Source organism: Halomonas elongata (assembly GCF_029081005.1).
GTDB lineage: Bacteria > Pseudomonadota > Gammaproteobacteria > Pseudomonadales > Halomonadaceae > Halomonas > Halomonas elongata_B.
Genome location: NZ_JAJQTQ010000014.1, coordinates 23,635 through 49,274, shown reverse-complemented (window position 1 = coordinate 49,274; position 25,640 = coordinate 23,635). Strand labels below are relative to the sequence as shown.

21 protein-coding genes are annotated in these 25,640 nt (G+C 65.9%); 16 read left to right on the top strand and 5 right to left on the bottom strand.

The genetic code is table 11. From position 1 onward, the window contains the following. Positions 1–35 precede the first annotated feature (35 nt). Positions 36–935, top strand: coding sequence for a LysR family transcriptional regulator (locus LU493_RS11700; RefSeq protein ID WP_275287981.1), 900 nt, complete (start codon positions 36–38; stop codon positions 933–935). A gap of 118 nt (positions 936–1,053) precedes the next feature. Here LU493_RS11700 and LU493_RS11695 read toward each other — a convergent pair whose 3' ends face one another. The 4 genes from LU493_RS11695 to speB all read right to left on the bottom strand — a co-directional run bounded on the left by LU493_RS11695 (position 1,054) and on the right by speB (position 6,569). Further along, positions 1,054–2,502, bottom strand: a complete 1,449-nt coding sequence (locus LU493_RS11695; RefSeq protein ID WP_275287980.1) for an aldehyde dehydrogenase family protein — start codon at positions 2,500–2,502, stop codon at positions 1,054–1,056. Between the two features lie 21 nt (positions 2,503–2,523). After that, positions 2,524–4,155 (bottom strand): 5-guanidino-2-oxopentanoate decarboxylase, encoded by a 1,632-nt coding sequence (locus LU493_RS11690; protein WP_275287979.1) that lies wholly within the window; start codon positions 4,153–4,155, stop codon positions 2,524–2,526. Positions 4,156–4,166: 11 nt separating this feature from the next. Beyond that, positions 4,167–5,552, bottom strand: a complete 1,386-nt coding sequence (locus LU493_RS11685; RefSeq protein ID WP_275287978.1) for a YjiH family protein — start codon at positions 5,550–5,552, stop codon at positions 4,167–4,169. A 66-nt stretch (positions 5,553–5,618) separates the two neighbouring features. After that, the gene (gene speB, locus LU493_RS11680) at positions 5,619–6,569 is read right to left on the bottom strand and encodes an agmatinase (protein ID WP_275287977.1); all 951 of its coding nucleotides are present in this window, start codon (positions 6,567–6,569) and stop codon (positions 5,619–5,621) included. Between the two features lie 172 nt (positions 6,570–6,741). Between speB and LU493_RS11675 the strand changes: the two genes are divergently transcribed. From LU493_RS11675 to LU493_RS11660, 4 genes are all read left to right on the top strand, one after another. Continuing rightward, entirely contained in the window at positions 6,742–8,157 is a 1,416-nt protein-coding gene (locus LU493_RS11675; RefSeq protein WP_275287976.1) for a sigma-54 interaction domain-containing protein, read from the top strand. 78 nt (positions 8,158–8,235) lie between these two features. Next, the gene (locus tag LU493_RS11670; RefSeq protein ID WP_275287975.1) at positions 8,236–9,624 is read left to right on the top strand and encodes a YfcC family protein; all 1,389 of its coding nucleotides are present in this window, start codon (positions 8,236–8,238) and stop codon (positions 9,622–9,624) included. A 2-nt stretch (positions 9,625–9,626) separates the two neighbouring features. Continuing rightward, the gene (locus LU493_RS11665; protein ID WP_275287974.1) at positions 9,627–10,331 is read left to right on the top strand and encodes a DUF1028 domain-containing protein; all 705 of its coding nucleotides are present in this window, start codon (positions 9,627–9,629) and stop codon (positions 10,329–10,331) included. Between the two features lie 66 nt (positions 10,332–10,397). Further along, positions 10,398–11,645: a M20 family metallo-hydrolase gene (locus tag LU493_RS11660; protein ID WP_275287973.1), complete on the top strand. Its 1,248-nt coding sequence runs from the start codon at positions 10,398–10,400 to the stop codon at positions 11,643–11,645. Between the two features lie 6 nt (positions 11,646–11,651). Here the strand turns inward: LU493_RS11660 and LU493_RS11655 are convergent, their stop codons facing one another. Then, entirely contained in the window at positions 11,652–12,401 is a 750-nt protein-coding gene (locus LU493_RS11655) for a FadR/GntR family transcriptional regulator (protein ID WP_275287972.1), read from the bottom strand. 219 nt (positions 12,402–12,620) lie between these two features. On the opposite strand from LU493_RS11655, the gene LU493_RS11650 reads away from it, so the two are divergent. The 11 genes from LU493_RS11650 (at position 12,621) to LU493_RS11600 (ending at position 25,609) form a co-directional block, all read left to right on the top strand. Further along, positions 12,621–13,955 carry a flavin-containing monooxygenase gene (locus tag LU493_RS11650; RefSeq protein WP_275287971.1) on the top strand — a complete coding sequence of 445 codons (1,335 nt, stop codon included), beginning with the start codon at positions 12,621–12,623 and terminating at the stop codon, positions 13,953–13,955. Next, complete coding sequence (locus LU493_RS11645) at positions 13,955–14,383, top strand: RidA family protein (protein ID WP_275287970.1); 429 nt, start codon at positions 13,955–13,957, stop codon at positions 14,381–14,383. Before LU493_RS11650 ends, LU493_RS11645 begins: the two co-directional genes overlap by 1 nt. Then, complete coding sequence (locus LU493_RS11640) at positions 14,380–15,054, top strand: DUF1028 domain-containing protein (protein WP_275287969.1); 675 nt, start codon at positions 14,380–14,382, stop codon at positions 15,052–15,054. The genes LU493_RS11645 and LU493_RS11640 overlap by 4 nt, the downstream gene beginning before the upstream one ends. A gap of 84 nt (positions 15,055–15,138) precedes the next feature. After that, the gene (gene argE, locus LU493_RS11635; protein ID WP_275287968.1) at positions 15,139–16,350 is read left to right on the top strand and encodes an acetylornithine deacetylase; all 1,212 of its coding nucleotides are present in this window, start codon (positions 15,139–15,141) and stop codon (positions 16,348–16,350) included. A 155-nt stretch (positions 16,351–16,505) separates the two neighbouring features. Continuing rightward, positions 16,506–17,456: a LysR family transcriptional regulator gene (locus LU493_RS11630; protein WP_275287967.1), complete on the top strand. Its 951-nt coding sequence runs from the start codon at positions 16,506–16,508 to the stop codon at positions 17,454–17,456. A 214-nt stretch (positions 17,457–17,670) separates the two neighbouring features. Beyond that, positions 17,671–19,152: an aldehyde dehydrogenase gene (locus LU493_RS11625; RefSeq protein WP_275287966.1), complete on the top strand. Its 1,482-nt coding sequence runs from the start codon at positions 17,671–17,673 to the stop codon at positions 19,150–19,152. Between the two features lie 68 nt (positions 19,153–19,220). Then, a complete protein-coding gene (locus LU493_RS11620; RefSeq protein WP_275287965.1) occupies positions 19,221–20,639 on the top strand; it encodes an APC family permease in 1,419 nt (472 codons plus the stop codon). Positions 20,640–20,706: 67 nt separating this feature from the next. After that, on the top strand, positions 20,707–22,116 hold the full coding sequence (locus LU493_RS11615) for an aminotransferase (RefSeq protein WP_275287964.1): 1,410 nt from the start codon (positions 20,707–20,709) through the stop codon (positions 22,114–22,116). A 94-nt stretch (positions 22,117–22,210) separates the two neighbouring features. Further along, the gene (locus LU493_RS11610) at positions 22,211–23,308 is read left to right on the top strand and encodes a class II histone deacetylase (RefSeq protein WP_275287963.1); all 1,098 of its coding nucleotides are present in this window, start codon (positions 22,211–22,213) and stop codon (positions 23,306–23,308) included. A 76-nt stretch (positions 23,309–23,384) separates the two neighbouring features. Then, positions 23,385–24,836, top strand: coding sequence for a peptide MFS transporter (locus tag LU493_RS11605; RefSeq protein ID WP_275287962.1), 1,452 nt, complete (start codon positions 23,385–23,387; stop codon positions 24,834–24,836). Positions 24,837–25,453: 617 nt separating this feature from the next. Beyond that, positions 25,454–25,609 (top strand): hypothetical protein, encoded by a 156-nt coding sequence (locus LU493_RS11600; protein WP_275287961.1) that lies wholly within the window; start codon positions 25,454–25,456, stop codon positions 25,607–25,609. Positions 25,610–25,640: the final 31 nt, after the last annotated feature.

The window sequence follows — 25,640 nt, the reverse complement described above, 5'->3', positions numbered from 1 at the left end:
ATATTAATCAATTTTTCTTACCATGAGAGGTCATCATGCTGCCCGAGCTCAAGATTCAGCCCCTGCGCTATGTTCTGGCGATCATCGATACAGGTGGCTTCCACGCTGCTGCCCGTCAGTTGCATCGCACCCAGCCGGCCATTTCCATGGCGGTACGCGAACTCGAGCGGCAATTGGGCGAACCACTGTTCGAGAAAGGCAGCAAGGCCACTTTGACGCCCTTCGGTGACTATTGCCTGCCGCGCTTTCGTGAGCTGATTACCCAGCATGATCGCCTGAGTCGCGAGCTGGCCGCCCAGGTCCACCAGCAGGATGGACATGTCGACATGGCGGCGGTGCCGTCGGTGGCCAGCCGCCTGATGCCTCATCTTCTCAATGACTTCATCCAGCGCTACCCCGCCTTGAGGGTCAGTTTGCAAGACGGCAATGCGGATTTCGTGCGGCAATTGGTGGTGAGTGGTGATGTCGAGCTGGGGTTGACCAGCCTCTGGCAACAGGATGCCGAGCTTTCCTTCACGCCTCTGATGCGCGATTCCGTCGGGGTGGTATGTCGCGATGACCATCCATTGGCCGAGCGTCACAGTCTGAACTGGGAGGAGTTGCAAGGCCAGGTGCTGATTCGCAATGGTACTTCGCGCCTGCTGGAAGGTACCGAAGCGGAGCCTTTGTTATCGCAGAGCGCCTTCGATATTTCCAACATGATCTCGCTGACCGCTATGCTGGTCGCGGGCATTGGTATTACCACGCTGCCGCGTCTGGCATTTGCCGAGGAGTATGAGCGGCTGCGTTTCATCCCGCTGAAGGATCCTTGGGTCGAGCGCGAATTGGGCCTGTTGCGTCTTGGGAATCGCAGCTTGTCGCCAGCGGCCCAGGCCATGGAAGCCTTCGTTATCGAAACCCTTGGGGAGCGGCCGATCTCCGAGGTCGGTCGCTGAGTTTGGCCGTTCCTTGGCCTACAGCTATCGCATCGGACTCGAAGAGCGGATCGACGCCATAGCGTTGGCGTTCTGCGTTGTGCTTCAAGAGACGTTCGTTCTACATGATCGATGGTCGTCAGTCAGCCGGCCCGATCAGGTGCTTGACCTCCAGGTAGGCGGCAAGCCCCCAGGGGCCGAGTTCACGGCCGATGCCACTGTGCTTGAAACCGCCCCAGCCGGCTTCCGGCATCACCAGCTGTTCGCTGTTGAACCAGATGCTGCCGGCGCGCAGGGCGCGGCCGACTCGGCGGGCACGTTCGGTGTTGCCGGAAATGACGGTGGCGGCGAGTCCGAAGTCGGAGTCGTTGGCCAGTTCGATGGCGTCCGCTTCGCTCTCGACGCTGCGCGCGCAGAGTACCGGGCCGAAGATTTCCTCGCGCCACAGTCGGCTGTCGGTGGGTACGTCCCGATACAGTGTCGGCGCAATGAACTCGCCGTGATCCGGCAGGGTGCGATGCCGGGCGTCGCGTACCGCGACCAGTCCTTCCTCGGCGGCGATGGCCAGATAGGCTTCGACGCTCTGGCGCTGGCGGGCGCTGGTCATGGGCCCCATGTCGGTGTCGTCGCCCAGGGGGTCGCCCAGGCGGATGGCGTCGATGCGCCGACCCAGGGCGTCGTACAGGGCGTCGGCCAGCGAGTGGTGGACGATCAGTCGTGAGGTGGCCGAGCAGATCTGGCCGCTGTTGAAGTAGATGCCGGCCATCACCCAGTCGGCGGCCTGCTCCACCTCGGCGTCGTCGAGCACCAGGATCGGCGACTTGCCGCCGAGCTCCAGGGAAACGCCGCGAATGCCCTCGGCGGCGGCGTGCATCACCTTCTCGCCCACCGCGTTGCTGCCGGTGAAGGACAGCTTGTCGATGCCGGGATGCGCGGTGAGCGGGGCGCCGATGCCCTCGCCGTCGCCGTGTACCAGGTTGAGCACGCCGGCGGGCAGATCGATGGCCTCGGCGATCTCGGCCAGGGCCTGCTCGGGCAGCGGGGTGACTTCCGAGGGCTTGAAGACCACCGTGCAGCCGGCGGCCAGCGCCGGGGCGATCTTCCAGGCACTGGTCACCAGCGGGAAATTCCAGGGCGTGATCAGTCCGACCACGCCGGCCGGGTCTTCGTAGGTGCGTGCCGTGACGCCGTCCATGCCGTGTTCCACCAGGCGTCCCTGGCGCGCTTCCAGGGCCCGGGCCTGGCCGGCGTAGTAGCGATAGCAGGCGATGGCGTCGTCGAGGTCGATGGCGGTTTCGGCCAGCGCCTTGCCGTTGTTGGTGGACGAGAGCCGCATCAGCGCCTCGCGTCGCTGTTCCAGGTGTGTGGCCAAGGCCTCGAGATAGGGCGCGCGGCCATTGCCACCGAGTGCCTGCCAGGCCGGTTGGGCTCGCCGGGCGGCGGTCACCGCGGCGTCGACGTCGGCCGGGTCACCGGCGGTGACCTCGGCGATCTGCCGTTGGTGGTACGGATCGGTCACCGCCAGGCGGCGTTGGCCCTGGCTTTCGACCCACTGGTTGTCGATGAACTGCTTGGTCAGGCTTTGCATGGAAAAGCTCCGAATCCGGGATCAAGCGTGAACGATGGTGTCGGCCCAGGCGGCGGCGTCGACCTCGATCAGCAGGGGACCGTCGGCCGGCCGGGTGGCCAGGGCATGGGCCAGGTCGTCGGGGGTGACGACTCGCGTGGCGGCGCAGCCGAAGCCCGCCGCCAGCGTCTGGAAATCCGGTGCTCGAATATCCACCCCCAGTCGTTCGACGCCGGCATCGTCCATGAAACGACGAATCTCCTCATAGCCCTGGTTGTGCCAGAGCAGGATCACCAGCGGCAGCCGTTCTTCCACGGCGCAGGCCAGCTCGGGGAGGGTGAACATGATGCCGCCGTCGCCGACCAGTGCCACCACTGGCAGGTCGGGACGGGCGAGCTGTGCGCCCATCGCCGCCGGCAGGCCGTAGCCGAGGGTGCCGTAGCCGGTGGAGGCATTGAAAAAGCGCCGGGGCGCGGGCTGGGCAACCAGATGATTGGCGGCATAGGTGGTGGCGCAGGAATCGCCGACCAGGATCGCCTCGGGTAACGCCTCGGCCAGTGTGGCGAACAGCGGCACATAGTCGGCGAAGGCGGGATCCCGGGGCAGGTCGAGGGCATCCAGGGCGTCACGGGTACGCTCGGTGCCCAGGCGCTCGAGTCGTTCCGGGAAGTGAGGGGCCAGGGCGCTCAAGGCCAGGCTGGCGTCGGCGCAGATGGCCAGGCCGGCGTGCTGGTTGCGGGCCAGTTGCTCGGGGTCGATATCGATGCGGATCAGTCGGCCGGAGAGCTTGAATCCACCGTCGAACACCACGTCGTAGTCGGTTTCGCCGAGCTCGGTGCCGACGGCGAGTATCACATCGGCCTCGTTGGCCAGGCGGCGCACCGCCGGCAGCGAGGCATTGGCGCCGAGGTCCAGGGGATGGTCGTGGCCCAGCAGCCCCTTGGCGTTGATGGTGGTGACGGTGGGGGCATCGAGGCCCTCTACCAGGCGACGGGCCACGTCGGGAGCGTCTACGCAACCCCCGCCCAGCAGCACCAGGGGGCGTTCGGCCATGCGCAGCCAGGTGGCGGCTTCCCGGATGGCGGTGGCATCGGACGCCGGGGGTGTCGGGCGCAGGCGCTGCCAATGCGTGGGGGGTGTCACCGGGGCATCGAAGAGATCGATGGGGATCTCGATATGCACCGGGCCGGGCCGACGGCTCTCGAATACCGTGAAGGCCCGCGCCAGGGCTTCCGGCAGCCCCTCGGGGTCGAGCAGGGTATGGCTGAAGCGCGAGATGCCGGCCAGCAATTGCTGCTGGCTCGGCAGCTCGTGGAGCCGCCCCTGACCGCGCCCCAGGGTGTCGCGGCGATTGACGCTGGAGATCACCAGCATGGGCACTGAATCGGCCAGTGCCTGACCCATGGCGGTGGCGATGTTGGTCATCCCCGGTCCGGTGATGATGAAGCAGACCCCGGGCTTGCCGGTGGCCCGGGCATAGCCGTCGGCCATGAAGCCGGCGCCCTGCTCGTGGCGAGGCGTGATGTGGCGCAGGCCGCTGTCGTGCAGGCCGCGGTAGAGCTCCACGGTGTGCACGCCCGGGATGCCGAAGATGGTATCCACCTGGTAGGTGTCTCGCAGCAGGCGGATCAGCAATTCGGCGCAGGTCATGTCGTGTCGGTTGGCATCACTCATGAACAGGCTCCTCAGCCGACCAGCCAGTGGCCCATGACCACGATGATCGGCAGGGTGATGGCGGTACGCAGCAGGAAGATGACCACCAGCTCCCAGAGCTTGAGCGGAATCCTGGACTTCAGCAGCAGGGCGCCGATCTCGGACATGTAGATCAACTGGGTCAGCGACAGGCAGGCGATCACGAAGCGAGTCAGTTCGCTCTCGATGTCGCTGGCCAGCACCGCCGGCAGGAACATATCGGCGAAGCCCACCAGGGTGGCCGGCGCGGCGGCCGCGGCTTCGGGCACGCGCATCCACTCGAGGATCGGCACCATGGGATACGACAGCCAGGTGAACAGCGGCGTGAACTCGGCGAGCACCAGGGCCACCGTGCCGATGGCGATCACCAGCGGCAGCAGGCCGAAGAAGATGTCGGCGACATTGAATAGGGCCCGGCGCAGCAGTTGGCGCGCCCCCGGCGCCTTCTCCGCCCGGGCGACGGCCATGCCGAGGCTGTAGCGCAGCAGGCCGGCGGAGCCGGTACGTTCCTCGGCGATCTGGCAACCCGCCGGCTCGTAGTAGGTGTTCGGCTTGCGTGACAGCGGCGGAAGGCGCGGCACGATCACCGCGGCGACCAGGCCGGCCACCACGACCGTCAGGTAGAAGGGAATGAAAAGGTGGTTGATGCCGATGAAACTGGTTACCAGCAGGGCGAAGGCGATGGAGACGATCGAGAAGTTGGTAGCGATCACCGAGGCTTCACGCCGGTTGTAATAGCCCTGTTCGTATTGCTGGGTGGTGATCAGCACACCCACGGTGCCCGAGCCCATCCAGGACGCGGTGGCGTCGATGGCGCTGCGGCCCGGCAGGCCGAAAATCTTGCGAAAGGGCGTGCGGACCAGGCTGCCGATGAACTCCATGAAGCCGAAGTCGACCAGGAAAGGCAGCAGGAGGGCGGCAAAGAAGAAGAAGGTCAGCAGGACCGGCGCCAGGTCGTTGAGCATCACCCCGCCGGTGAAGGAAGCGGTGATCACTTCCGGCCCGACCTGGAAGAAGGTCATCAACGCGAAGAGGGCGCCCAGCAGGCGCATCGCCATCCACAGTGGCGCCACGTCGAACAGCTCCCCCAAGGCATTATCGCGGGCCCAACCGGGCTTGGCGAACTTGACCAGCAGGGTCAGCAGCGCCGAAGCGCACAGAACGACCGTGGCGATGGCCGGCAGGGCATCGCCGAGCATCGCCTTGAGGCCGTCGGCGAGCAGCCCCATGCCGATGTTGATGGTGTCGCCCGTCGAGAAGGGCACCAGGAACATGCCGATGCCGATCAAGGAGGGCACGAGGAACTTGAGCAGGCCGGCCTTGCCGATGGGGGCGCCGCCCGTCGCGGTATTCGGTGTGGAGTCGAGAGAGGAGGACATGGTGAAACCCTGTTTGGCGTTGTAATGGGATACCCGACCGATGAGCCGGGCAATAATGGTCGGGTGTCAGTCGCGGTGCTGGACGCCGGGCAGCACGCACAGCATTTCGTAGAGCAGGGTGGCGCCCATCAGTGCAGTGTTTCCGCTGGTGTCGTAGGGCGGCGCCACCTCGACCAGGTCGCCGCCGACCACGTTGAGTCCCTGGGCGCCGCGGACGATCTCCAGGCCCTGCTGGGCGGTCAGGCCGCCCATCTCCACGGTGCCGGTGCCCGGTGCCACCGAGGGGTCCAGGCCGTCGATGTCGAAGGAGATGTAGACCGGGCGGTCGCCCATCTGCTCGCGAACCTCGGCCATCAGGGGCGCCAGCGACTTGTACCAGCACTCCTCGGCGGTGATGACGCGGAAACCCTGGTCGCGGCACCAGTCGAAATCGTCGGCCGCATAGCCGGTGCCACGCAGGCCGATCTGGACGACGCGGTTGCTGTCCAGCAGACCCTCTTCCTGGGCACGACGGAAGGGGCAGCCGTGGGCGACCTCTTCGCCGAACATCTGCTCGTTGATGTCGGCGTGGGCGTCGATATGAATCAGTCCGACCGGGCCGTGCTTCCTGGCGATGGCGCGCAGCACGGGCCAGGTCAGGGTGTGGTCGCCGCCCAGGGTCAGCGGCACGCAGTCCTGGGCGAGCACGGCATCATAGTGGCGCGTGATGATGTCGAGGTTCTTGGGCAGGTTGAAGGTGTTGATCGGCACGTCGCCGATATCGGCCACCTGCAGGCTGTCGAAGGGCGCGGCGCGAGTCGCCATGTTGTAGGGGCGCAGCATGCGCGACTCGTCGCGGATCTGGCGCGGTCCCAGGCGAGTGCCGGGACGGTTCGAGGTGCCGATGTCCATGGGGATGCCCAGAAAGGCGGCATCGAGGCCGGTGGCGTCGTCCTGGGTGGGCAGGCGCATCATGGTGGAAGGGCCGCCGAAGCGCGGCATCTCGTTACCGCCGAGGGGCTGGTTGAAATCGCTCATGGTGGGCTTCCCGAGTCGTGGTGATTGTCACCCGAGTTCTAGCAGGAAGTGTGCCAGGATTTTATGTCCTGGTTTTTCAGGCGGTTATCGAATCTGTTGATTCAGTCGTGAATCGCTTTGGGCGACTGGATGATACACTTGTGGATCAACGATCCAGAAATGAATCGATACCATGAGCGAGCTCGACTCCCTGACCCTGCGCACCATCATCGAAACCGCCCACGATCACTTCTTCGTGGTCGAGGCCGATGGACGAATACGCGATGTCAGTCCGGCAGCGGCGGCGGTATACGGCATGTCCCGCGAGGACCTCTGCCGTACCACGGTCCAGGCGCTGGAAGCCGAGGGGGTGCTGCGTCCCTCGGTCAGCCTGGAGGTGATGCGCACCGGTGAGCCGGCTCAGGTGGCGCAGATAACCAGCACGGGGCGTCGGGTCATCGCCCAGGCGCACCCGGTGTTCGATGCCGGCAAGCTTGTCGCCGTGGTCAGTCGCTCGATGGACCTCACCGATCTGCAGCTGCTGCAGGAGGAATATGCGCTGTTGCAGCGGCGCTTCAACGAACACCTGAGGCGGGGTGGCGGTGAAGAGGCCGGCGCCGAGACCGAACTGGCGGACCTGGAGGCTCGAAGCGGCCTGATGCGCGAGGTCGCATTACTGCTCAAGCGGGTGGCGCCGACGGATGCCACGGTGTTGATGCTCGGCGAGTCGGGCGTCGGCAAGACCGCCTTTGCGCGGCAGCTGCATCGCTGGAGTCCACGGCAGGCGGGGCCCTTCGTCGATGTCAACTGCGGGGCGATCCCCGAGAGTCTGTTCGAATCCGAGATGTTCGGCTATCGGCAGGGGGCCTTCAGTGGCGCCGCGCCGGGCGGCAAGGCGGGACTGATGGAGCAGGCCGAGGGCGGCACCCTGTTCCTGGACGAGGTCGGTGAGTTGCCGTTGCCGATGCAGGCCAAGCTGCTCAAGGTGATCCAGGACGGCTTCATCACGCGACTCGGCGATACTCGAGCGAGGCGCGTCGACTTCCGCCTGGTGGTGGCCACCAACCAGGATCTGGCGCGTAGCGTCGAGGCCGGCCGCTTCCGGCTGGATCTCTATTATCGTCTCAACGTCATTCCCGTGACCTTGCCGCCGCTGCGGGAGCGCCGCGAGGATATTCCCGGGCTGGTCGAGCGCCACCTGCAGCGCCTCAACACGCGCTATGGCCGCGACAAGATCATCGCCCGGGATGCCTGGCAGATGCTGATGGGCCGGGAGTGGCCCGGCAACGTGCGCGAGCTCGAGAACTGGCTGGAACGGGCCTGGCTCTCGGCGGGGGAGGATGTGATCCGCCCCCGGGAAGAGGTCGGACAAGCGGGGGGCGTCGAGCGGGTCGTAGCGCCGGCGGAGGAGGCCCCTTCCGGACGCCGTGGCCTGGCCGAGGGGGAGACGCTTCAGAGCGCCCTGGCACGCACCGAGCGGGATATCCTGTCCGGACTCTGTCGCGAAGCGGGCTCGACCTATGCCATTGCCGAGCGCCTCGGCATCAGCCAGCCCAGCGTGGTGAGAAAGCTGCGGCGGCATGGGTTGCGCATCGAGCGTTCTCGTTGATAGGGGATTCTTGACCCGCCAATTTATCATGATAAATTGGCGGTGATGCTCGATCCCTGACCCAACAAGGACAACGACATGAGCCTACAAGAGCAGACGCTGCGCGAGCGCAAGCCGTGGTACCGGACCGTTCCGGATCCCATGGTGCTGATCTTCCTCATCCTGGTCGCCACCTATGTGCTGACCTTCTTCATTCCCGCCGGCGAGTTCGAGCGTGTCATGCGTGACGGCCGTACCGCCGTGGTGCCGGATTCCTTTCAGTATCTGAAGGATGTGGCGTCGATCCATCCCTTCGATATCTTCGTGGCGATTCCCAAGGGGCTGATTTCGGCCTCGCAGTATCTGTTCATCGTCTTCATCGCCGGCGGACTGTTTCACATCCTGCAAAAGAGCGGAGCCCTGGAGAACGCCATCGGGGTGGCCGTGCGCCGCGTCGGCGTCGAACGGCGCAACGTCATCATTACCGTGGGCACCTTCATCTATGGCTTCTTCGGGGTGGCCGTGGGCTTCGAGAACAATATTGCCCTGGTGCCCATTGCCGTGCTGATTGCCAGTGCCATCGGTTGCTCGAGCCTGGTGGGAACGGCCATGGCGGTGGGCGGTATTGGCGTCGGTTTCGCGCTGTCGCCGATCAACCCCTATACCGTGGGTGTGGCTCAGGGCATCGCCGAGCTGCCAACCTTCTCCGGTGCCTGGCTGCGCACCTTGCTGGTGGTGACGTCGCTGGCGCTGCTCTCGCTGTATATCTGCAAGCGCGTCACGCGCATGGACTTCGAAGAGTCGCCCCATGCCGAGGCGCTGAGCAAGCACCTGAGTGACTATCGCATGAGCCGGCGCGACTGGCTCACCCTGGGCGTGTTCGTCGGCGGCCTGGTGGCCATGCTGTTCGGTGTCTTCATGTCCGGCTGGTACATCAACGAGATCGCCGGCATCTTCCTGCTGCTGGCCATCGTCATCGGTGCCATCAATGGCCTCGGGGCCAATGGCATCGTCAAGCAGATGATGGAAGGCGCGGCCGGTGTGACCGCCGGCGCCCTGGTGATCGGCGTGGCGGCATCGATCCAGGTAATCCTCGAGCAGGCCCAGATTATCGATACTATCGTCAACTCGCTGAGCAGCCTGATCGAGGGGATCCCGATCATGTTCGCGGCGGTCATGGCGAGCGTGGTGCAGGGTGTGATCAACCTCTTCGTGCCTTCCGGCTCGGGGCAGGCACTGGTGACCATGCCGATCCTGGTGCCGGTGGCCGATCTGGTGGGCATGAGCCGTCAGTTGATGATCACCGCCTTCCAGGTCGGCGACGGCCTGACCAACCTGATCGTGCCGACCTCCGGCGGCACCCTGGCCATGCTGGCGCTGGGGCGGGTGTCCTATGCGCAGTGGCTCAAGGCCATCATGCCCTTCATGGCGCTGGTCTATCTGCTGTGCTGGGGCGGACTGATCATCGGTCACCTGACGGGCTACTGAGCATGACCTTGTCGCTGCTGCATGTGCATCCCGAGACCGGCACCGTGGCAAGCCTCGCCGCCACCGGCAGCGTGGCGGTGGGGGGCTACGTCAACCACTGCTGGCGGGGGCTCGGCGCCTGCGCCACTCAGGGCCTGGCGACCAACCCCTGGTATCCCGAAAGGGTGAAGCTCGGCCTGGAGAGGGGCCTGGCGGCCCAGGATGCCCTGAACGAGGTGGTCGCCGGGGACGCTGGTGCCTCGTACCGTCAGTGCCTGGTCATGGATGCCGCCGGCCGGCCGGCGCTGCACACCGGTAACGACAATCGCCCCGTGGTGGCTGCCGCGCGCTATCCCGGGGTGGCCGCCGCCGGCAACATGCTGGCCAATGACGGTGTGGCTGATGCCATGGTGGCGGCTTTCCTGGCGGCCACCTGTGACGATTCCGGCGCAGTGATGACGGGTGGCGAAGTGCCGCGTTTTCGCGAGACGCATGACGCCGAGCTGCTGGCGGCGCTGATCGATGCCCTGGAGGCGGGGCTGGCGGCCGGCGGCGATCATCGCGGCTGTCGATCCGCGGCCCTGCGCATCGAGTCCTTTGCCATGGCCCCGATCGACCTGCGCCTGGACTGGGTGGAGGCGGACCCCGTGGCCGAGCTGCGTGTCCTGGCTCGACGTGTCGAGGCCGAGAACTTCCAGGCGTTTCTGCGCTCACTGCCGCATCGTTGATCCCGACCGTCGGACGAGAACCGCCGCGCCCAGATCCGGAGTGATCGGGGCTGATCTGGAGAGTATATGTCGAAGCACGATCAAGGCGCCCCCCTGGGGCGCGAGTTACTGGCGTGGCTGGATGACGCCGCCACCCATTCCCTGCCCGGGCCGGGCGTGACGCGTCTGTTCTGCAGCGCGGAGCACCGTGCCGTACTCGAGCGGATCGCCGACTGGATGCGCGATGCCGGGCTCGAGCCGAGCCTGGACGCCTCGGGCAATCTGGTCGGCAGCAGCCCGCGGGCAAAGGCCGGGGAGCGGACGCTGATCCTGGGCTCCCATCAGGATACCGTCGTCGAGGGGGGCAAGTACGACGGCATGCTGGGCGTGGCGTTGCCGTTGATGGCGTTGAAGACGCTTCGCGAGCGAGGTATCGAGCTGCCCTATGGCGTCCAGGTGGTCGCCTTCGGCGATGAGGAAGGCACGCGCTTCCAGTCGACCCTGATCGGCAGCCGCGCCCTGGCGGGTACCTTTCAGCCGGAGAGCCTGGACGCCAGGGATGCCGATGGTGTGACCCTGGGCGAGGCGTTGTGCGACTTCGGCGGTGATCCCGACGCCATCCCGGCCCTGGCCCGCGATCCCGAGCGAGTGCTGGGCTTCTGCGAGGTGCACATCGAGCAGGGGCCGGTGCTGGAGCAGCGGGATCATGCCGTGGGCGTGGTGACGGCGCTGACCGGCATCGAGCGCCATCGGGTCACGCTCGCCGGCAAGGCGGGACATGCCGGAACCACCCCGATGCCGGGGCGGCGCGATGCCCTGGTTGGTGCCGCGGAGATGGTGGTGGAAGCCGACCGAGTGCTCAACGCCACCGAGCAACTGGTCGGGGTGGTCGGCAAGCTGGACGTGCGGCCCAACGCCGTGAACGTGATTCCCGCCGAAACGACCTTCACCCTGGAGTTGCGCTCACCCGACCCCGAGAGACGACGGGCCGGACGCGAGCAGCTGCTCGGCGCCTTCGCCGAGATCGCCGAGGCACGCGGGCTCGCGCTCGACATGCAGCAGACCTACAGCGCCGAGGCGGTGGACTGTGCCGACTGGATGATCGAGGCACTGGAAGCGGCCGGCGAGGCATGCGGTCAGCCCGCCGAACGACTGTTCAGCGGGGCCGGTCATGACGGCCTGGCGATGCACGACCTGACCGATATCGGGATGCTGTTCGTGCGTTGTCGCGATGGCCTGAGCCATCACCCCGACGAGGCCATCACCGCCGAGGATGCCGAGGCGGCCACCCGGGTGATGATGGCCTTCCTGCGCGGGCTCGCCGAGCGGGACTGACGCGCCTCACGCCTCGGACAGGAAATCCCGGCGAACCTGGGCTTCCTGAGCGTTCATCACCGCCTGGGCGGACAGCATGTGCTCGTGCATGATCCGCCTGGCCGCCTCGGCGTCGCCGGCTTCGATGGCATCCAGCACTTCGGCGTGGAAGCGGCAGCCGGTCTGGCCGAGATCATGCGTGGCGGGCTCGTAGAGCCGCCGATAGATGGTCAGGTCCGAGAGCACCTGAGTGGTGAAGCGGATGATGAAGCACAGCAGCGGGTTGTCGCCCGACAGCTCGGCGAGCATCAGGTGGAAGTTCAGCGAGTCGAGGTGCTGCTGGCGTTCCTCCTCGTCATCGCGAGCGGTGTCGGCATAACTTTCCAGGCTGGCGCGCAGCCTGGCCATGTCCTCCGGACCGACGCGACCGGCCAGCGACGCCGCCAGTTCCGGCTCCAGCGCCAGGCGGATCTGGTAGATATCGCGTATCGAGATGTCCTGGAAGAACAGGTAGTGGCTCAGCAGCGAGATCGCCCTGGTCTCGCTCATGGCCCGCACGAAGGCACCGCCGCCGGGGCCGGTGCGCGTCTCCACCAGCCCCTGGGCTTCCAGCACCCGAGTGCTCTCCCGCACGGTGCCCTTCGATACCTCCAGCCGCTCCATCAATTCCGCTTCACCGGGTAGCCGGTCGCCGGGCTTGAGCTGCTTCTCGACGATCCAGCGCTTGATGGTTTCCGCCACCTGATAGGGGCGCCGCTTGGTGGAACTACCTGCCATGAAGTCTGCCATCTGATGAACTTCGGGAAGCTAGAGGATAACAGAGCCGAGCGGGGCAGGGGGCACCCTGACCGAGGTGACGGCCATGTCGGGTCAAGGCTGAAGCGATGTCAGTATTTGAATAGGATTTTATGATTCACATGTAAGAATAAATATATTTTAACTAATCAAGTGCGGCTCATAAGGTGATCGACACAAGACAACAAGGAGATCCCTCCCATGACCGAGCCCGTTTTCGACAGAGAATACACCGATACGCTGGTGGTCGGTGGTGGTCAGGCCGGCGTGGCCATGAGCGAGCACCTGGGCAACCTCGGGGTGCCGCACCTGGTGCTGGAGCGTAATCGCATCGCCGAGGCCTGGCGCACCCGTCGCTGGGACTCGCTGGTGGCCAACGGGCCGGCCTGGCACGATCGCTTCCCGGGCCTGGCGTTCGACGATGTCGATGCCGATGATTTCGCGCCCAAGGAGCGGGTGGCGGCCTATTTCGAGGCCTATGCGCGCAAGATCGGCGCGCCCATCCGCACCGGCGTGGAGGTCAGCAAGGTCGAGCGCAACCAGGGCCGGCCGGGGTTCACCGTCGAGACCTCCCAGGGAATCATCGAGGCCCATCGCGTGGTGGCGGCCACCGGACCCTTCCAGCGCCCGGTGATCCCGCCGATCGCTCCCGACGACGATCGCCTCGAGCAGATCCATTCGTCCGAGTACCGCAACCCGCGGCAGTTGCCCGAGGGCGCCGTGCTGGTGGTGGGGGCCGGCTCCTCCGGGGTGCAGATCGCCGAGGAGCTCCAGCGCAGCGGCAAGTCGGTCTATCTCTCGGTGGGGCCCCACGACCGCCCGCCGCGCGCCTATCGCGGACGCGACTTCTGCTGGTGGCTGGGCGTGCTCGGCGAGTGGGATGCCGAGGTCATGAAGCCGGGCACCGAGCACGTCACCATCGCCGTGAGCGGCGCCGACGGCGGCAAGACGATCGACTTCCGCCGGCTGGCGCATCGGGGCATGACGCTGGTCGGCCGCACCCGGGCCTTCACGGACGGCGTGGCAACCTTCGAGGCCGATCTGGCCGACAACCTGGCCCGCGGCGATGCCAACTACCTGGCGATGCTGGACGCCGCGGACGACTACGCCGCCCGCAACGGCCTCGACCTGCCGGAAGAGCCCGAGGCACGGCGGATCCCGTCCGACCCGGCGTGTGTGACCGACCCGCTGCGCGAACTGGATCTGAAGGCGGCCGGCGTGACCGCGATCGTCTGGGCCACCGGCTTCTCGGTGGACTACGGCTGGCTCGCCGTCGACGCCTTCGACGAGCAGGGCAAGCCGCAGCATCAGCGCGGCGTCTCCAGCGAGCCGGGCGTCTACTTCGTGGGTCTGCCCTGGCTGTCACGGCGCGGCTCCAGCTTCATCTGGGGCGTCTGGCACGACGCCAAGCACATCGCCGACCACATTGCCACCCAGCGCAAGTACCTGGCCTACCACGAGGCGGCCAAGTGCCAGGACGCGCCCGGGGCAGCCGAGTCCTTCATCGACGCTACCGACGCAGCGAGGGTCAACTGATGCCGACGCACACCCGAATCCGCATGTTCAACACTCAGGAGACGTACCCCAACCAGGCGTTGGACAACGATCTCTGCCAGGCGGTGAAGGCGGGCAACACCGTCTACGTCCGCGGCCAGGTGGGCACCGACTTCGAGGGCCGGCTGGTCGGTCTCGGGGATCCGCGGGCCCAGGCCGAGCAGGCGATGAAGAACGTCAAGCAGCTGCTCGAGGAAGCCGGCTCCGAGCTCGGCCATATCGTCAAGACCACCACCTATATCACCGACCCGCGCTTCCGCGAGCCGGTCTATCGCGAGGTGGGCCACTGGCTCAAGGGCGTCTTCCCGATCTCCACCGGGCTGGTGGTGGCCGGCCTCGCCCAGCCCGAATGGCTGATGGAGATCGACGTCATCGCCGTGATCCCCGACGACGAGGAGAGCAACGCATGACCTTTTCCATCGCCGGCGTCTGCCGCCAGACCGGACAGTTCGGCACCGCCATCAGCTCCTCGAGCATCTGCGTGGCCAGCCGCTGTCCCTTCATCGCCCCCGGCAGGGGAGCGGTGCTGAGCCAGAACGTGACCAATCCCGAGCTCGGCCAACTGGGCGTGCGGTGGCTCGAGGAGGGGTTCGATGCCGAGAGCGTGCTGGCGCGTCTCCTCGAGCACGAGCCTCACCCCGAGTGGCGCCAGCTCCAGGTCCTCGACGCCGAGGGTCGCAGCGCGGTGCACAGCGGCGCCGAGACCCTTGGCATCCACGCCACCCGGCAGGGCCGGGACTGCGTGGCCGGCGGCAACATGCTCGCCGACGAGGCCGTCATCGACGCCATGGTCGTGGCCTTCGAGTCCCACGACGGCGAGCTGGCCGAACGCCTGCTGGCCGCCATGGACGCCGGCCTCGCCGCCGGCGGCGAGATGGGGCCGGTGTTCTCGGCGGGGCTCAAGGTCACCGACCGGGCCAGCTGGCCGGTGGTCGACCTGCGGGTCGACTGGCACATCGCCCCGCTCACCGAGCTGCGCATGGTCTGGGCGCACTACCTGCCCCAGCGCGACGCCTATGTGTTGCGGGCGGTGCGCCCCGACGACTCGCCGTCCTACGGCGTGCCGGGGGATGAGCGCTGATCGTCGTCCGCTGATGCCGGTCGGCGGCGGCCATGGCCCCATGGCCGCCGTCTTACCTCTTCCCTGACCATCCGGGGTTTCCTCATGTCCCAAGACAGCGTCATCGACCTGCTCGCCGAGCTGGTGGCCTTCGACACCACCAGCCATCGCTCCAACCTGCCGCTGATCGCCTTCATCGAGGCGTACCTGGCCCGCCACGGCGTGGCCTCGCGGCGGGTGACCGACGCGACCGGCGAGAAGGCCAACCTCTATGCCACCATCGGCCCGGTGGACCGCCCCGGCGTGATGCTCGCCGGGCACACCGACACCGTGCCGGTCACCGGCCAGGCCTGGCGTGTCGAGCCCTTCCGCCTGACGGCCGAGGGCGAGCGCCTCTACGGCCGCGGCACCGCCGACATGAAGGGCTTCCTGGCCGCGATGCTGGCCGCCGTGCCGGCCCTGGTCGAGGCGGACCTCGCCGTGCCCGTGCACCTGGCCTTCTCCCACGACGAGGAGGTGGGCTGCGTGGGCGTGCGCACCCTGCTCGCCGACCTGGCCCAGCAGCCGCTGCGCCCGGCGGCCTGCCTGGTCGGCGAGCCGACGTCCATGCGCCCGGCCACCGCCCACAAGGGCAAGCTCGCGGTGCGCCTCCACGTGCGCGGCAAGGCCTGCCATTCCGGCATGGCCCCCGAGGGCGTCAATGCCATTCATGCCGCCGCCCGGCTGGCCACCTGGGTCGAGGAGACGGCCGCCGCCAAGGCCATCCGCGGGCCCTTCGATGAGCGCTTCGCGATTCCCCATACCACCCTGCAGGTGGGCACCATCCAGGGCGGGGCGGCGCTCAACATCGTGCCCCAGGACTGTCGCCTGGACATCGAGATTCGCCACGTCGCCGGGGACGACCCCGAGGCACTGCTCGGCGAGCTGATGGCCGTCGCCGCCTCCCTGGAGGCCGAGATGCGCGAGACCTCCCCCGAGGCGGGCATCCGGCTGGAGCGCTTGAGCGAGTATCCCGGGCTGTCGATGGCCGACGACCACGCCCTGGTGGCCTTCATCCTGTCGCTGCTCGGCGCGAGCGAGCTGGAGCGCATCGGCTACGGCACCGAGGGCGGGCTCTTCCAGCGCGAGCTGGGCATCCCGACCCTGGTCTGCGGCCCCGGCAGCATGGCCCAGGGCCACCAGCCGGACGAGTTCGTGACCCGCGACCAGCTGGCGCGCTGCGAGGCCTTCCTGGCCCGGCTGATCGAGGCGCTCTCGGGACCCGAGGCGCGGCGACGCCTGGCCGCCGGCGAACTGCCGGTCGCCGCCCCGGCGTGAGTCGGTGCATCAGCTCCGAGCGAAAACGCTAACTGCGATAGCCCTGCCCAGGTCCTGCCGCCGGGACGCCCGGCCCCGGCAGCTGATATGCTGAATGCGATCGCCCCGCGCTCGTCGCGGGGTGGACCTCTTTCCCCGGCGGCGATGGCGAGTCGATGCGTCAATTCACCCTCAAGCAGCTGCGCTATTTCGTGGTGGCCGGCGAGCTGTCTAGCGTTACCCAGGCGGCGCGCAAGCTGCATGTCTCCCAGCCTTCGATCTCCGCGGCCATCCAGCAGATCGAGGAAGTCACCGGGCTGCAACTGTTCGTGCGCCATCACGCCCAGGGCCTGTCGTTGACGCCCTCGGGCAAGCAACTGATACAGCGCGCGCGCCAACTGCTGCGCGATGCCGAGGGCCTGGAGAAGTACGCGCTCTCGCTGGGCGAGGAGATCGGCGGGGAGCTGCGCCTGGTGGCCTTTCCCACCTTCGCGCCGGTGTTCCTGCCCCAGCTGCTGCGTCGCTTCGCCGACCGCCATCCCTCGGTGAGCCTCTACTGCGACGAGATGAACCAGGTGGATATCGTCCGCGGCCTCGGCCAGGGCGACTACGAGCTGGCCTTCACCTACGATCTCGAGGTGCCCGAGGAGATCGACTTCACGCCACTGTATCGCTTTCCCCCCTATGCCGTCGTGGCGGCCGATCATCCGCTGGGGCAACGCGAGAGCGTCTCCCTGGAGGAACTGGTGGCCTATCCCATGGTGCTGCTGGATTGGCCGCTGAGCCGCGAGTATTTCCTGTCGATCTTCACCCACCATGGCCTGTCGCCCGCCGTGGCCCACCGCGCCAAGTCCATGGACATGATGCGCGGGCTGGTGGCCAACGGCTTCGGCTTCTCGCTGTTCAACACCCCGCTGACCGCCCTCGAGGCCCTCGATGGTGGCGGTCTCAAGCCGTTGCGGCTGGTCGGCGAAGCGCGACCGCTGTCGATGGGCCTCGCCTGCCTGCGCGGGTTGCGGCTCAGCCCCGCGGCCGAGGCCATGCATCGCCTGGCCCGGGACCCCGAGGCCCGGGGCGAGGTCTTCGCGCGCCTCGGCGACGGCCAGGCCGAGCCGGCCGACGCCTGACCGTTCTACAGGGACGACTGCATCATGCATGACGCCTGCCAGGGAGGGCTTCCTGGTAGAGGCGCTTGGGCGCCTTGCATAGGAAATCATGATGCTGTTGTTCGAGTAATAATATTTTAATTAACCAAAAGGCCGGGGCTATCGTGACATCACGGTCGTGAGAGAGGCCGAGACGACCCCGACAACAATGACACTGACAACGGAGACCCTCCCGATGGCGGCACATGATCTGTCCTTCTGGCGAGACCTGCGCTCCCGGCTGACCCTGCCGGACGGGGCCTTCATCGACGGCCGGCGCGTCCAGGCCGGCGACACCCTGACCACCTGGAACCCGGCCACCGGCGAGGCGCTGACCGAGGTCGCGGCCTGCGGCGTCGACGACGTGGCACGCGCCGTGGCCGCGGCCCGGCGCAGCTTCGAGGCCGGCGACTGGTCGCGGGCCGCCCCGGCACACCGCAAGGCGGTGCTGCAGCGCCTGGCGGCGCTGATGATGGAGCACCAGGAAGAGCTCGCCCTGCTCGAGACCCTGGACACCGGCAAGCCGATCCGCGATGCCTTCGAGCTCGACATCCCCGGCGCGGCCGGCTGCTTCGGCTGGTATGCCGAGGCCACCGACAAGCTCTACGGCGAGGTGGCGCCCACCGACGGCGACAACCTGGCCACCATCACCCGCGAACCCGTCGGCGTGGTGGCGGCGGTGATCCCCTGGAACTTCCCCCTCGACATCACCGCCTGGAAGCTGGCCCCGGCGCTCGCCGCCGGCAACAGCGTGATCCTCAAGCCCGCCGAGCAGTCGCCGCTCACCGCCCTGCGCCTGGCCCAGCTGGCCACGCAGGCGGGCATCCCCGACGGCGTCTTCAACGTGCTGCCGGGCCATGGCCATGTCACCGGCGAGGCCCTGGGCCTGCACGCGGACGTGGACTGCCTGACCTTCACCGGCTCCACGGCCACCGGCAAGCGCTTCCTGGAGTACGCCTCCCGTTCGAACATGAAGCAGGTGTGGCTGGAGTGCGGCGGCAAGAGCCCCAATGTGGTCTTCGCCGACAGCGACCTGGACGCCGCGGCGAAAGCCGCGGTGCAGGGGATCTACTTCAACCAGGGCGAGGTGTGTTCGGCGAACTCGCGGATCCTGATCCAGCGCGACGCCAAGGACGCCTTCGTCGAGCGCTTCGTGGCCGCCGCCTCCGAGCTGGTGGTCGGCGACCCGCTGGACCCGGCCACCGACGTCGGCTCGCTGATCGACGCCGGCCACGCCGGCAAGGTGCGCGGCTACATCTCGCTGGGCCTGGAGGAGGGCGCCCGCCTGGCGCTGGGCGAGGCGCCCGGGGGCGAGGAGCGGGACGCCTTCGTGTCGCCGACGCTGTTCGAGGGCGTGACCCCTGAGATGACCATCGCCCGGGAAGAGATCTTCGGCCCGGTGGCGGTGCTGATCGAGTTCGCCGACGAGGACGAGGCGGTGGCCATCGCCAACGATTCCATCTACGGCCTGGCCGCCTCGGTGTGGACCGAGAACCTGTCGCGGGCGCACCGCATCTCGCGTCGTTTGCGGGCGGGCACCGTCTCGGTGAACACCGTGGACGCCATCGACTTCACCACGCCCTTCGGCGGCTACAAGCAGTCCGGCTTCGGCCGTGACCTGTCGCTGAATGCCCTGGACAAGTTCACCCAGCTCAAGACCACCTGGGTGCGCCTGTGAGTCGCCCCTGATTTCGCCCGCCGGTGCTTCGCCGGCGGGCGCCTGACCCGACAACAACAAGAGGGTGGATGACAATGCAAGATGCCATGTCCAAACCGGCGGCGGCCCCGGCCGCCAGCGGCAAGAAGGCCCGCGGCGTCCTGGGGCTCAAGTCCCTGATGGCCGTCGCGGTCGGCCTGGTGGTGTCCCAGGGCGTCATGGTGCTGATGCTCCAGGGCGTCGGGATCGCCGGACCCGCCTTTATCGTGCCGCTGGCGATCGCCTGGGTGCTGGCGCTGTGCTACGCGGCGTCCTTCTCCGAACTGGCCCTGCTGGTGCCCCGGGCGGGCAGCCTGAGCGCCTATACCGAGGTGGCCCTGGGGCACTTCCCGGCGATCCTCTCGGTGTTCTCGGGCTATGTGGTGGTGGCCATGTTCGCGCTGTCCGCCGAACTGCTGCTGGTCAACTTCCTGCTCGGCGTGCTCTACCCGGCGGTGGAGGGCACCCACTACGTGGCCTTCGGCATCCTCGGCGTGTTCACGGCGCTCAACCTGCTGGGCATCGATGTCTTCGCCAAGCTGCAGAACCTGCTGGCCTTCGCCATGGTGGTGGCCCTGACCCTGCTCGGCGTCAGCGCCCTGACCGGCGGCTTCGCCCCCCACGCCTTCCAGGCCACCGAGCTGGCCGCCGGCTTCAACCTGGGCGAGGGCGCCTTCACGCTGATCGCCCTGGCCATCTGGGGCTATGTGGGCGCCGAGTTCGTCTGCCCGCTGGTCGACGACGCGCGCCGCCCGGAACGCTACATCCCGCGCTCCATGTACCTGGGCCTGACGGTGATCTTCGCCGTCTTCGCCCTCTACTGCCTGGGCGCGCTCTTCTATCTTCCGCGCGATGTGCTGATGACCGCCGAGCTGCCGCACCTGGAGTATGCCTCCGCGACCTTCGGCGGCTCGGGCACCTTCCTGCTGGCCGTGGCGGCGATCACCGCCACCTGCAGCACGGTGAACACCTCGCTGGCCGCCGTGCCGCGCATGCTGCAGGGCATGGCCGAGCAGGGCCAGGCCTTCCCGGTGCTGGGCTGGAAGACCCGGTCCACCCGTGCGCCCTGGGTCGCCGTGCTGTTCACCGCCGGCGTCACCGGCCTGCCACTGCTGATCTGGGGCAACGATGCCGGCACCGTGGGCCTGCTGCTGATCTCCGCGGCCATCGCCTGGCTGATCGCCTATATCATCGCCCACGTCAACGTCATCGCGCTGCGCCTGCGCTATCCCGACGCCGCGCGCCCCTATCGCTCGCCCCACTATCCGCTGCCGCAGCTGATCGGCATCGCCGGCATGGTCTACGCCATCGTCTATGCCTCGCCGGCCCCGGAACTGACCGCGGAGATATTCACCAATGCCGGCGTGGTGCTGGGCCTCGTCAGCGTCGTCGCCGTGGCCTGGATCAAGCTGGTGATGAAGAAGCCGCTGTTCAAGCCCGAACCCCTGAACGAGATCGCCAAGCGCTGATATCCCGCGCGACAGGCAACCCCGGCGAGGCGCCTCGCGTGCCTCCCGACCCCGAAGGAGAACCACCATGACCAGTCAGAACGCGTCCGCCCAATTCGACAAGCAGGAAATCTGGCAGAAGGATCGCGACCACTTCATGCACCCCTGGACCGACTTCTCCACCTTCAAGGAGACCGGCTCCATGGTCTTTCACCAGGCCGACGGCGTCTCCCTCCAGGATGCCGACGGCAAGCGCTACCTGGACGGCATCGGCGGCCTGTGGTGCGTGAACATCGGCTACGGTCGCGACGAGATCGCCGACGCCGTCGCCGAACAGATCCGCGACATTCCCTACTTCTCGACCTTCGGCCACCACACCACGGCACCGGCCGCGCGCCTGGCCGCCAAGCTCGCCGACCTAGCGCCGGGCGACCTCAACCACGTCTTCTACGGCTGCGGCGGCTCGGTGGCCAACGACACCGCCGTGCGCATGATCCACTTCTACTTCAATCAGCTCGGCCAGACGAGCAAGAAGCAGATCATCTCGCGCAAGGACGGCTACCACGGCAGCACCTACATGGCGATGTCGATCACCGGGGTCGAGGTCGACCACATCGGCTTCGACATCGACCGGCAGCTGGTGCACCACATCGCCAGCCCCAACCCCTACCGCCGTCCGGAAGGCCAGAGTCTCGAGGCCTTCTGCGACGCCAAGGTCCAGGAGCTGGAGGACAAGATCCTCGAGCTGGGGCCGGACAACGTGGCCGCCTTCTTCGCCGAGCCGATCATGGGCGCCGGCGGCGTCATCGTGCCGCCCGAGGGCTACCACCGGAAGACCCTGGCGGTGTGCCGCAAGTACGACGTCCTCTACGTCTCCGACGAGGTGGTCACCGCCTTCGGCCGCCTGGGGCACATGTTCGCCTCCGAGGACGAGTTCGGCATCGTCCCGGACATCATCACCTGCGCCAAGGGCCTGACCTCCGGCTACCTGCCGCTGGGGGCGACCATCTTCTCGGATCGCATCTACGAGGTGATCAGCAAGCCCCAGGCCGACGGCGCCATCTTCACCCACGGCTTCACCTACTCCGGCCATCCGGTGAGCTGTGCCGCGGGCCTGAAGAACATCGAAATCATGGAGCGCGAGGGGCTGTGCGAGCACGTCGAGGACGTGGGCGACTACTTCGAGCGTCGCCTCCACGAACTCGAGGACCTCGAGATCGTGGGCGACGTGCGCGGCCGCAAGTTCATGATGTGTCTCGAGAACGTCGCCGACAAGGCGACCAGGGAGCTGATCGCCCCCGAGGCCAAGGTGGGCAACCGCATCGCCGACGAGTGCCAGAAGCGCGGCCTGATCGTGCGGCCGCTGGCGCACATGAACATCCTCTCCCCGACGCTGATCCTGACCCGCGAGCACGTCAACTTCGTGGTGGCGACCCTGCGCGAGAGCATCGAGGCCACGACCGCGTCGCTCAAGGCCGACGGCTACCTGCCGCGCTGATTCGACCGCTCGCCTCTCGTGAGGCGAGCGGTCACAACTTTCCCTCATGTTGTTCTCTATTCATTTTCATGAATAGAACGGAAAGGAGATCCCCATGAAAACAGGAATCGTGCTGGAAGAAGCCTATTTCTGGTATGACAGCCTTGGTCAGCCCTTCCCTCCCTTCAAGGCGGAGCCGGGCGCCAACTATGACCGTCCCGAGGTCAAAAGACGCTTCTATAACCTGCTGAAAAAGAGTGGAATTACCGACTCCCTGATGTCACTGACGCCCCGGCAGGCCGACGATGAGGATATTCTCCGGGTTCACTCCGAAGAGTACCTGAGGTGGCTGAAGCAGGAAAACAAAAAAAGCAGTGCCTATGCCGGACCCGGGGCCGTATTTTCTGGCGGCGACTTTGCGATCGCCAGGCTCTCGGCAGGGGGAACGATCGCAGCGGTACGTAGCGTCATCGAGGGGCAGGTGGGTAATGCCTTCGCCCTGGTTCGCCCGCCGGGCCATCATGCCGAGACCTCCAGGGGGGCTGGTTTCTGTGTGTTGAACAACGTCGCTATGGCGGCCCGTTATGCCCAGTTCGTCAGGAATTTCGCGCGGATTGCCATCGTCGATTGGGACGTGCATCACGGTAACGGCACCCAGGAGATATTCTGGAACGACCCCAGCGTTCTCACCTTGTCCATCCACCAGGACTACTACTTCCTCGAAGATGACTACGGGACAATGGAGCATCGAGGAGGTGGAGAGGGCCATGGCTACAACATCAATGTCCCGCTACCTCCGGGGGCCGGGAATAGTATCTATCAGTCGGTCTTCGGCCGAGTAGTGGAGCCGGCGATTAGGAATTTCGCGCCGGATATCATCATCGTGGCATCCGGGCTGGACGCGGGATGCTTCGACCCACTCGGGCGAATGACATTGACCCCGTCGGGCTTTAAATCGATGACCGAAAGGATGAGGAAGCTGGCTGAGGATGTCTGCGGTGGCCGGTTGGTCTTGTCCCAGGAAGGAGGCTACGACGCTGCCTCGACGCCTTACATGGGGCTGGCCGTTATCGAGGGCCTATCGGGCCTCGACGTGGGTGAGGAAACCCCCTTCGAGCAGTTCGGCGCGACGATGGGCTATGCCAACGAGGTGCTGCCGCACTATGACAAGGTCATCGGCGAAGCCGAAAGGCAGGCGAATGGCGTGAAATGACGGCCTGCCTTCTCTTACCCCAAGACGATACGAACAATAAAGGACAGACATCATGGTTTCCAAAACGAGTTCGTCCGTGACTAGTACAGAGCAGTTATCGAAACGTGACGACATTGCTGGCCATCCACAGGGGCTCGTGACGTTAGCGAGTACGGAGCTCTGGGAACGGCTGAGTTTCTACGGACTTCAGGTCATCCTTGCCTACTATATATATTATGCCGTCACCGATGGCGGTCTGGGGCTTTCCCGATCCGATGCACTTGCCATCATCGGGGCCTACGGCGGTGGCGTCTATCTTACTCAGCCTCTCGGTGCCTGGTTGGCCGATCGGGTTTTCCCAGTTCGTTACGTGGTGTTGGTGAGCGGTGGTTTGGTGATGGCTGGCCATATCACTATCGCCATCGCTCCGCAGTTGACGGGCCTGTTGCTCGGACTGGGGTTGATTGCACTAGGCACAGGCGGGCTATTTCCCAACGTCATCGCGATGATGGGCCAACTTTACGAAGACAAACCGTTGAAGCGAGACAGCGGGTTCTCGATCTTCTATACCGGCATCATGATCGGTGCCCTTGCCGGGCCACTCGTCACAGGTTTTCTTCAGGTTCGGTTCGGCTTTCATGTGGCGTTTTCCGCCGCGGCGGTGGGGATGGCGATAGGGTTACTAATCTATACCCTCAGGTGGATAACGTTACCGAAGAGTGCGGGCAGCGTACCCAATCCGCTGACAAACCGAGGAAAGATGAAAGCCTTGATCATTTTTTCTCTGGCCATCGTCGTGTGCACTTTACTTGTCAAGACCTCCATTGTCACCTTGGCCAACGTGAATGTCACCATTCTCACTGCGATAGCTATTGTCTCGATCGCTTGCTTTATCGTCATGCTCAAATCTAGGGCGACGGACAGAGTCGAGCGCCAAAAAGTCTACGCGTTCATACCCGTGTACATTGCCGCGATAATATTCTGGGTGATGGTCCTTCAGCTATTTACAACCTTCGCTGTTTATGCCGACACTCGCGTCGACTTGAACCTGGGTTTTATGACGATTCCGGCGGCCTATATCAGCACGTTTCAAGTCGTCGCAGGAATCCTGGCAGGTCCGTTTCTTGCCGCCGGCTGGCAAAAAATGGGCGTCAAGCAGCCCAGTACTGTCACCAAAATGGCGCTTGGCCTCACCGTTATGGCCGTTGCTTATGCCATCTTCTCTATCATACCGGTGTGGTACGACAACCTTGTCGGCCTCCTGCCCGTCATTCTCGGGATGGTAATATTCGGAATCGCCGAAGTGATCTTCGCTCCCATCACATTCTCGGCCGCTACCCAGCTGGCACCTCGCGCCTTCTACTCGCAGATGGCCTCCCTGTCGGGCCTGGTCATCGGCGCGGGGGCCAGCTTGTCCGGCTTCGTTGGCCAGCTTTACGATGCGTCCTACGAGTCGATGTTCTTTGCCGTGGTCGCGCTGTGCGTTCTAGCGACGGCCCTGATGCTTTTCGTGCTGCGCTCGTGGCTGCAGCGTTGTGGTCTGGAGTGAGACAGATGTTCCTTACCACAATATTGAGCTTGGCGAAAACAAGAATGTCATGACGCTGCAGATAGTAAAAGACCTCATGTTGTGACTCGAACCCATGGAAAGAGGTGAACGAATGAGGAGTGAGATAGTGCACGATCCACGCCCAGACATCCTCTTCTAGTTCGTGAAGATCGAGCCCCTCACCGCGAAGAGTCGGTTCTATCAGGTGCCTTACTGCAACTGGGGCGGCTATCGCGGCCTTTCGTCGGCGACGGAGAAGCGGCGGATCAAGGCCGGGGGCGGTTGGGGCGTTACCTTCACCGAGTAGTGTGAGATGCATCACACCTAGCAAATCTCGCCTCTCATCGAACTGTGACTGTGGGAGGACAATCGTATCCCACAGCTGCGTAAGATGTCCGAGAGGATGAAGGAGCACGGTACCCTGGCCGGTATCCAACTGGCCTATTCCGGCATCAACGTCCCGAACATCAACACCAAAGAGGTCCCTCTGGCCCATCGGCCTTGCCGGTCCGCACCTTCTCCAATGACTAGGTTCGGGCCCACTCGCTCGATAGGCAGGACATCCGCGACCTGCGGCCTGTGGGCGCGGCAAACGCTCGAAAGCCGCGGGGTCCGATATGATCTGCCTCTACGGTGCGCATGGCTGTGGTATCTTCCAGCATTTCCTGACACGAATACACAGGACTGCCGGCGAGCCTTCCGAGGCGGCCAATATCGGCGCCCAGTGCAGTGACAGCTCTGGTGGTGTCGGTCGCGAACCGGTCTACAAGTAACCCTCCCACAGGCGCTTTGTGATCGGCATGG

Coding starts and splice junctions, on each gene's coding strand:
- LU493_RS11700 (WP_275287981.1), top strand. CDS start 36: ATGCTGCCCGAGCTCAAGATTCAGCCCCTGCGCTATGTTCTGGCGATC.
- LU493_RS11695 (WP_275287980.1), bottom strand. CDS start 2,502: ATGCAAAGCCTGACCAAGCAGTTCATCGACAACCAGTGGGTCGAAAGC.
- LU493_RS11690 (WP_275287979.1), bottom strand. CDS start 4,155: ATGAGTGATGCCAACCGACACGACATGACCTGCGCCGAATTGCTGATC.
- LU493_RS11685 (WP_275287978.1), bottom strand. CDS start 5,552: ATGTCCTCCTCTCTCGACTCCACACCGAATACCGCGACGGGCGGCGCC.
- speB (WP_275287977.1), bottom strand. CDS start 6,569: ATGAGCGATTTCAACCAGCCCCTCGGCGGTAACGAGATGCCGCGCTTC.
- LU493_RS11675 (WP_275287976.1), top strand. CDS start 6,742: ATGAGCGAGCTCGACTCCCTGACCCTGCGCACCATCATCGAAACCGCC.
- LU493_RS11670 (WP_275287975.1), top strand. CDS start 8,236: ATGAGCCTACAAGAGCAGACGCTGCGCGAGCGCAAGCCGTGGTACCGG.
- LU493_RS11665 (WP_275287974.1), top strand. CDS start 9,627: ATGACCTTGTCGCTGCTGCATGTGCATCCCGAGACCGGCACCGTGGCA.
- LU493_RS11660 (WP_275287973.1), top strand. CDS start 10,398: ATGTCGAAGCACGATCAAGGCGCCCCCCTGGGGCGCGAGTTACTGGCG.
- LU493_RS11655 (WP_275287972.1), bottom strand. CDS start 12,401: ATGGCAGGTAGTTCCACCAAGCGGCGCCCCTATCAGGTGGCGGAAACC.
- LU493_RS11650 (WP_275287971.1), top strand. CDS start 12,621: ATGACCGAGCCCGTTTTCGACAGAGAATACACCGATACGCTGGTGGTC.
- LU493_RS11645 (WP_275287970.1), top strand. CDS start 13,955: ATGCCGACGCACACCCGAATCCGCATGTTCAACACTCAGGAGACGTAC.
- LU493_RS11640 (WP_275287969.1), top strand. CDS start 14,380: ATGACCTTTTCCATCGCCGGCGTCTGCCGCCAGACCGGACAGTTCGGC.
- argE (WP_275287968.1), top strand. CDS start 15,139: ATGTCCCAAGACAGCGTCATCGACCTGCTCGCCGAGCTGGTGGCCTTC.
- LU493_RS11630 (WP_275287967.1), top strand. CDS start 16,506: ATGCGTCAATTCACCCTCAAGCAGCTGCGCTATTTCGTGGTGGCCGGC.
- LU493_RS11625 (WP_275287966.1), top strand. CDS start 17,671: ATGGCGGCACATGATCTGTCCTTCTGGCGAGACCTGCGCTCCCGGCTG.
- LU493_RS11620 (WP_275287965.1), top strand. CDS start 19,221: ATGACAATGCAAGATGCCATGTCCAAACCGGCGGCGGCCCCGGCCGCC.
- LU493_RS11615 (WP_275287964.1), top strand. CDS start 20,707: ATGACCAGTCAGAACGCGTCCGCCCAATTCGACAAGCAGGAAATCTGG.
- LU493_RS11610 (WP_275287963.1), top strand. CDS start 22,211: ATGAAAACAGGAATCGTGCTGGAAGAAGCCTATTTCTGGTATGACAGC.
- LU493_RS11600 (WP_275287961.1), top strand. CDS start 25,454: ATGATCTGCCTCTACGGTGCGCATGGCTGTGGTATCTTCCAGCATTTC.